The sequence below is a fragment of the Bacteroides sp. AM10-21B genome (genome assembly GCF_003472565.1).
In the GTDB taxonomy this organism is placed as follows: Bacteria; Bacteroidota; Bacteroidia; order Bacteroidales; family Bacteroidaceae; genus Bacteroides; species Bacteroides propionicigenes.
On record NZ_QRME01000021.1, the window covers coordinates 1 to 425 of the forward strand.

The following is a 425-nucleotide window of genomic DNA, read 5'->3' on the forward strand; positions in this document are numbered from 1 at the left end:
GCGCTGTACAACACCCTTGCGCGGCTCTTCCCCAAGGAGGAGTAGGCACGCCGGCACGCATCCGAAATAAGTGGGGCGGACCCTCCCCACGGGGGGAGAGGGCTATTTTCGTATTCGGAAGCGTACCTTTACCTTTGCCCCCGTCAATGAAGACAAACTAAAAAACAAACGCAAGGACATCCCCCAAGAGGTTTCCGCCGCCCCCTTCCGGAGGATTTGTCGGTGCAGTGGATGCCTGCCTCCGTCATCCTCACTCACCTCACCATCTACGGAAAGGTGCAGGTGAACCGGCAGACGCAACAGGAATTGGTGCAGGCGCTCGAGAAGTATGAGTTCGAGATGCGCACCAACAATCAGGGTAGTACGGAGTATGGGGTGGTGAAGTACCGGTCGGACGAGGTGGAACGGAACTTCAGGCAATAGGT

1 protein-coding gene is annotated in these 425 nt (G+C 57.2%); it reads left to right on the forward strand.

What is annotated here, in order from left to right; all coding sequences use genetic code 11:
- The first annotated feature begins 231 nt into the window (after positions 1–231).
- Positions 232–423 carry a hypothetical protein gene (locus DW121_RS15500; RefSeq protein WP_233555832.1) on the forward strand — a complete coding sequence of 64 codons (192 nt, stop codon included), beginning with the start codon at positions 232–234 and terminating at the stop codon, positions 421–423.
- Positions 424–425 lie beyond the last annotated feature (2 nt).